Source organism: Paraburkholderia podalyriae (assembly GCF_014397785.1).
Classification (GTDB): domain Bacteria; phylum Pseudomonadota; class Gammaproteobacteria; order Burkholderiales; family Burkholderiaceae; genus Paraburkholderia; species Paraburkholderia podalyriae.
This window is the reverse complement of record NZ_VZQQ01000144.1, coordinates 1-5,527: the sequence shown is the minus strand read 5'-3', so window position 1 is coordinate 5,527 and position 5,527 is coordinate 1. Positions and strand designations below refer to the sequence as shown.

Here is a 5,527-nt window from a genome sequence, read left to right as displayed (position 1 = left end):
AAAGGGCAGATGAAATGTCGGGGCGAGACTCCGCTGTCTCCCGCACAGCAGTTCTACTCGCTCGTTTCATAAGCAATCCTCCGCATATCACCGCTGCTTGACCCATTGACCTTACTGCGACAGAGCCGTGCTGGGTCCATTGGCGCCTGCAGTGCCCGAAATTCCTGCGCCAGACCTTCGTGGAATGGGCCGCCCAGACCATCCCCCGGTCATCGTGGGCTGGTGCCTACTACCGGCAGCAGCGCGCGAAGGGCAGCTCACACCACATCGCCGTGAGGGCCCTTGCATTCAAGTGGATTCGCGTCCTGTATCGCTGCTGGCAGACGCGCACGCCGTACAACGAGACCGATTACCTCAACGTGCTCAGGAAACGCGGTTCGCTCCTTGCCGGCAAGGTGGGCACTTAGGTCGAGACCGGGTCCTGCTGTTTTATCTGATTGGGGCAAGCCGCGCAGCGGCGCGTCAGGCCGAAGGCGAAGCTCGCGGGGAGACGGTGGGCAACGAGGGAACCGCCGTCAGGCGGCTGTCCACAGCCTCGTGCTGTGGGCAGCTTCGTTGTCCACGGGCGGGCGCGGAATGAACGTCATAGCGAGACGCAGATGTCGAACAGAAAACTTGACAGACACACTCAGGGCATGACTCTACCGGGTACGGCCGATCACCGGCGGGCAGAGGCCGGTCAGGAACGGTCATTCGGCGCTGGTAGCCGAAAGCGGTCGATCGCCGCTATCCTTGGAAAGGAAACAGCCGACCGAGGCGCTATCCTCTGGTTCGACTGCCACGTGCGCGATCGACCCTGCGAGATCTTCAGCGCGGACCTCTATCATGGCCGGGCGCATACGATCGGGCGACTGTCACGCCACGGAGGGAGCAATGCTCAAAGGCCGCTGTTTTTGCAGAGAAGTCCGTTATGAAGTGCTGGATATACCCTTCGATTCCACAGTTTGCCACTGCGCAGACTGTCGCCGCGCATCTGCGGCCCCGTTCGTCGCCTGGTTTAGCGTCAAGCGATCCGAGTTTCGGTTCGTCCATGGCGAACCAAGGAGCTTCGCAAGCAGTAAAGCGGTTTTGCGAACTTTCTGCCCGGACTGTGGCACGCAATTGACTTATCAACACGACGATTTCCCCGACGAGATTGACATCACGACATGCAGTCTCGACGTGCCGGACCTGGTTCCTCCCGAGCATCACACTTGGACATCAAGGAAGTTGCCGTGGGTTCATGTATCTGACGCACTGCCGAAACACGAGGGCAGCTATTCCAAGACCTGAATTCAAATAGCACGGCTGCACTTTTGTGATGGTTATCGAAACGGGTTGCGCGCGGCTTGGGCCGCCGCCTGGTGGTTGGCTTATGCTCAGACACACAAGGCTCGCAGGAAGACGGTTCTTCGTGGCCCATATCCTCGAACGTTGAACGGCCGCTTTCGGAAATGGGTAGCTCTGGGTCGTCTACGGAAGTTCATCATGGGACCGGGTTCGGCCATCAGCTGCCGGTCGTAGTTTCAATTCATTTGAATGCCATCAGGTGTCGACTATGTTGTATCCATGGCGAGAAAAGAAGCCGTTCTTGGGCAGAAGGGCATATTCGGTCACAACCAGTGAGGGTCGAAACGTGAGCGTACAGCTAAACCACACTATCGTTTGGTGTCGCGATAAGCAGAAATCGACAAAGTTCCTCATGGACATCCTAGGGCTGCCGAGTCCTATCGAGTTCGGGCAGATGTTGGTCGTTCGGCTCGCAAATGACGTCTCGCTCGACTTCTTCGAGAGCGACAGCGCGATTTCCATGCAGCATTACGCGTTTCTGACCAGTGAAGACGAATTCGAACAGGTCTTCTCCCGTATTCGTGACCGAGGGCTTCGGTACTGGGCCGACCCTGGCAAACAACGTGCCGGCGAAACCTATCTGCACAACGGTGGCCGGGGAGTGTATTTTGACGATCCTGACGGTCATTTGCTTGAGGTCATGACCCGCCCTTATAAAATTGGCGCCTAGAGGTTCAACGGGAATTGGCGCCCACACTTCGTGGCAGGCATGTCTATCGGCCGTGACGGATCTCGGGCCACGCTTAAACGTTGAATGGCGGCTTTCCACAGAATTATCTGGCCGCTTAGGGTCGCATGCTGCCGCTTGCGGCCTTGCGAGGTTCGCGAGCGGCAGCGCCTGATGGTCGGGTCGTCGCAACTGGCGTTGGGCGCGCTCGGGTTCAGCATGAGGAACATCGTCTGCCCACGGTCGTCGAAGGGTGCGTCGCCGGCTCGCGGTATCGGTAAGTGACGAAATGGCTGATGGTTGCGCTCATGCTAGGATTTCCCCAGCAAGGGAGGAAAAGAAATGACAGTCCATGCTATAACGGCGGTTCGGATGGACGGGAATTCGCACAGGATCACACACGTGCTTTGGGGGCAGGTGTCCTTGAGCGGAGAACAATTTGAGGTCGCGCCGTACGCATCGCCTGTAATTGAAGTGGTAGACGCACTGGCCAAGGGCGACACTGTCGTAACAGTCTTTCCGCTTGATGGACAGCGCGTCGCTGGTCCAGAGGTCCGGCGCGTCGTCGACGAGGCCGGACGCGTAGGCATCGAAATGGTGGTCGGTGATTCCGATGCGGGCCGAACGCTCGCGGACCTGCCACGGCTTGATCACGAATAGAGCGCTCATCGGGTCGGCTCTATTGGGCAAAATTTAACCACCTGCACCCACGGATCGACGCCGAGAACTTGCCCCAAGGCTCGCGCACATCAAGGCCGGGCCGTCTGGCTTGTCAAAAGGGCAGGTGATGTGCTTCGAGTCTAGCTCGGACATGGGCATCGTCAGAACACGCGGGTGGGCTTGTCATCGCGCCGATGGATTGGCTCCGGCGAACTACTTGCTTATGGTGTCAGTTGCCACTTGACGAAGTCGTCGACGATCGCCTTCTGAGCCTCAACAGCGCTGTGTTATCCACATACACGCCACGTCTGAAGATCCGCGCGGGCATTGATAATCGTCCTATGGCATGACGTTTCGTCAAGGTTATGCACCGAAAAAGTTGATGAGCCTGTGGATAACCGCCGGCGAATCCCACGCAAGTCCATGATCTTACGGGCTTTCGCTGCGTCGCATCACGGGAAGGCACGCCGGACAAGGCGTCGGCGCACGTGTTGCTTGGTCTGGTCGACAGGCAGGGCAGGGCGGCGCAGCGACACCGCGACGTTGCGAAAACCCATCCGTTAGGTTTATCATCGGCGTATGCCCACAATAGCAACGATCAACGGCTACCGCGTGGTGATCTACACGGCGGACCACCGACCAGCGCACGTCCACGTGATCGGCGCCGGCTTCGAGATCGTCTTTAACCTCAACTGCCCGAACGGACCGCTGGACGTCAGGAACATCGCCGGGAAGGTTTCAGACCGGACGATATATCGCATAGCGAGCCTCATCGAGCCCGCGATCGTCGCCTTTTGTGCGGCATGGAGAAAGCATCATGGCCATTACTAAAGAGTTGATCGCCGCCGCTCGCAAGGCCGGCAAGGAACTAGGCCCGCGCGCCGTCGCCGCGCGCTATCGCCCGTCTGTCGGGAAGCTCGAGGTCGAGTTCGACAACGGCGTGACGCTCGCGGTACCCGCACGCCTGATTCAGGGGCTTGCGCGCGCCAGCGCTACGGACCTGAGCAAGATCGAGATCACGCCGGCCGGATGGGGCCTGCACTTCCCGCGCCTCGACGCCGACGTGTACGTGCCCGCGCTTTTTGAAGGCATCTACGGTTCTAAGGCGTGGATGAAGCAAGCCGCACGCGTGGCGGGCGCGACACGCTCCGCAGCGAAGGCGGCCGCCGCGCGCGAGAACGGCAAGAAGGGAGGACGTCCGCGCAAAGCCCAAGAGGTGCACGCATGACGAACAGTCCCAGTAAGCACATTGGCGGCAACTTCGACGATTTCCTCGTCGAGGAGGCAATGCTCGAGGAAGTCGCGGCGACGGCCTTGGAGCGGATCAGCGTCTATAAATGCGTGCTCGCGTACGCGGCGCAGGCGAAGATCGCGATCGACGGCTTCGGCGTGCACAGCCTGCGCGCGACCGCCGCGACCAACGCGCTCGAGCATGAGGCCGACATCGCGACGGTGCAGGAATGGCTCGACCACGCGAACATCGCGACCACGCGGATCTACGACCGACGCACGAGCCGCCCCGAAGAGATTCGCCGACGTTTAAAGTGACATATTGACTCGAACGGCGCCGCGGCGGCGAAGAAGCGCAGGACGGACAGGCACGCACGCGGGGCCGTCGAACCGGACCCGCGATCGCAGGCGCTTGCTGGAGAATCCATGAAAGACGAAATCGCACCCACATTGCCGCTGAACGAAACAGAAATCGATCAGCTTGATGATTTCCTGACCAGCGATTCCGCTCCCGATGCGGCAATGGACGTTTCGATGATGGACGGGTTTATGACAGCGCTCGCCTCGGGGCCAAACCTGATGATGCCTGGCACCATGCTGGGTTGGATCTGGGATGCGGAGCATGGCCAGGACCTGCCGACGTTTGCCAGTGCTGACGAGTCAAAAGGCATCGTCGGGCTGATCATCCGGCACTGGAATAGCGTCAACGACATGTTGAACGATGCCTCCGCCGGGTACGAACCGCTCATCCTTGAACACGAATCAGATGGGCGAGTGATTTCGGTCATCGACGACTGGTGCGAGGGGTATTACAAAAGTATTGCCGTCGATCGGACAGCGTGGGCGCCGGTGCTCGCGGAGCACCCTGAATGGTTCACGGTGATCATGCTGTACGGCACGGAGGAGGGTAAGCGGCTCGCGATGCTTGCAATTACCCACATTTTCGCCGAGAAACCTGGTAACCTGGCCGACATCACGTTTCATGTGCGAGCGATATGGCCGGCAAACGACAGGCGGACGAACGAAGTTGGCTCGGCGAAGAAGTTCAGGCAAGCGAATTTCAGGACACCAGACTACGGAAGCGTTTTGGCGTTGTGCTGGAACAGTTGTGGGCGGGCATGGGCCAAACGATTCCCTTCGCTTGTCAGGATTGGGCCGCGACCAAAGCGGCGTACCGGTTCCTGTCTAATGATCGCGTCAGCGAACAGGACATCCTGAGTGGTCACTTTCAGGCGAGTGCAGATCGTTTCAAGGCAACGCCAGGTCCTATTCTCGTGCTGCAAGATACGACAACGTTCTCGTATCAGCGCGAGCGCCCGGAACTCGTTGGCTACACAGGAAGACATCTGTTCAGCATGGCCGACATGGTTTGTTGCAGCCGCTCACACAATGCGGAATCCTGATGCATTCGAGTCTGGTTGTCACCGCCGAAGGATCGCCGCTGGGTCTGGCAGCGGTGAAGTTCTGGACCAGGCACAAGTTCAAGGGCACGGCGGCGCTCAAGCGGCACATCAATCCTACACGGGTACCCATTGAGCAGAAGGAAAGCTATCGCTGGCTGGAGAACATGCGTCAGTCAACGGCGCTGCTCGGCGATCCTGTGCGCTGCATTCACGTGGGCGATCGGGAAAGCGACATTTA

General features: G+C 59.3%; 8 protein-coding genes and 3 pseudogenes. 9 read left to right on the top strand and 2 right to left on the bottom strand.

What is annotated here, in order from left to right:
• Positions 1-128: 128 nt before the first annotated feature.
• The 3 genes and pseudogenes from F6X42_RS46505 to F6X42_RS41585 all read left to right on the top strand — a co-directional run.
• Positions 129-407 (top strand): annotated as a pseudogene (locus F6X42_RS46505) (IS110 family transposase); the annotation flags it as partial.
• A 418-nt stretch (positions 408-825) separates the two neighbouring features.
• Positions 826-1,272 carry a GFA family protein gene (locus tag F6X42_RS41590; protein ID WP_222945919.1) on the top strand — a complete coding sequence of 149 codons (447 nt, stop codon included), beginning with the start codon at positions 826-828 and terminating at the stop codon, positions 1,270-1,272.
• A gap of 343 nt (positions 1,273-1,615) precedes the next feature.
• Entirely contained in the window at positions 1,616-1,999 is a 384-nt protein-coding gene (locus F6X42_RS41585; RefSeq protein ID WP_187639066.1) for a VOC family protein, read from the top strand.
• Here the strand turns inward: F6X42_RS41585 and F6X42_RS46245 are convergent.
• Positions 1,996-2,226, bottom strand: a complete 231-nt coding sequence (locus F6X42_RS46245; RefSeq protein ID WP_376776527.1) for a DUF1643 domain-containing protein — start codon at positions 2,224-2,226, stop codon at positions 1,996-1,998. The genes F6X42_RS41585 and F6X42_RS46245 overlap by 4 nt on opposite strands.
• Before the next feature lie 76 nt (positions 2,227-2,302).
• On the bottom strand, positions 2,303-2,665 hold the full coding sequence (locus F6X42_RS41575; RefSeq protein ID WP_187639578.1) for a hypothetical protein: 363 nt from the start codon (positions 2,663-2,665) through the stop codon (positions 2,303-2,305).
• 570 nt (positions 2,666-3,235) lie between these two features.
• Between F6X42_RS41575 and F6X42_RS41570 the strand changes: the two genes are divergently transcribed.
• From F6X42_RS41570 to F6X42_RS43635, 6 genes and pseudogenes are all read left to right on the top strand, one after another.
• Positions 3,236-3,487 (top strand): DUF4160 domain-containing protein, encoded by a 252-nt coding sequence (locus F6X42_RS41570; RefSeq protein ID WP_187639577.1) that lies wholly within the window; start codon positions 3,236-3,238, stop codon positions 3,485-3,487.
• Positions 3,474-3,884, top strand: a complete 411-nt coding sequence (locus F6X42_RS41565; protein WP_187639576.1) for a DUF2442 domain-containing protein — start codon at positions 3,474-3,476, stop codon at positions 3,882-3,884. The genes F6X42_RS41570 and F6X42_RS41565 overlap by 14 nt, the downstream gene beginning before the upstream one ends.
• Positions 3,881-4,204 carry a tyrosine-type recombinase/integrase gene (locus F6X42_RS41560; protein ID WP_246530537.1) on the top strand — a complete coding sequence of 108 codons (324 nt, stop codon included), beginning with the start codon at positions 3,881-3,883 and terminating at the stop codon, positions 4,202-4,204. Before F6X42_RS41565 ends, F6X42_RS41560 begins: the two co-directional genes overlap by 4 nt.
• Before the next feature lie 108 nt (positions 4,205-4,312).
• A pseudogene (locus tag F6X42_RS46240) lies at positions 4,313-4,780 on the top strand (UPF0149 family protein); the annotation flags it as partial.
• A gap of 101 nt (positions 4,781-4,881) precedes the next feature.
• Positions 4,882-5,289: an IS4/Tn5 family transposase DNA-binding protein gene (locus F6X42_RS46235; RefSeq protein WP_376776526.1), complete on the top strand. Its 408-nt coding sequence runs from the start codon at positions 4,882-4,884 to the stop codon at positions 5,287-5,289.
• A pseudogene (locus F6X42_RS43635) lies at positions 5,256-5,527 on the top strand (IS4 family transposase); the annotation flags it as partial. The gene F6X42_RS46235 and the pseudogene F6X42_RS43635, both read left to right, overlap by 34 nt.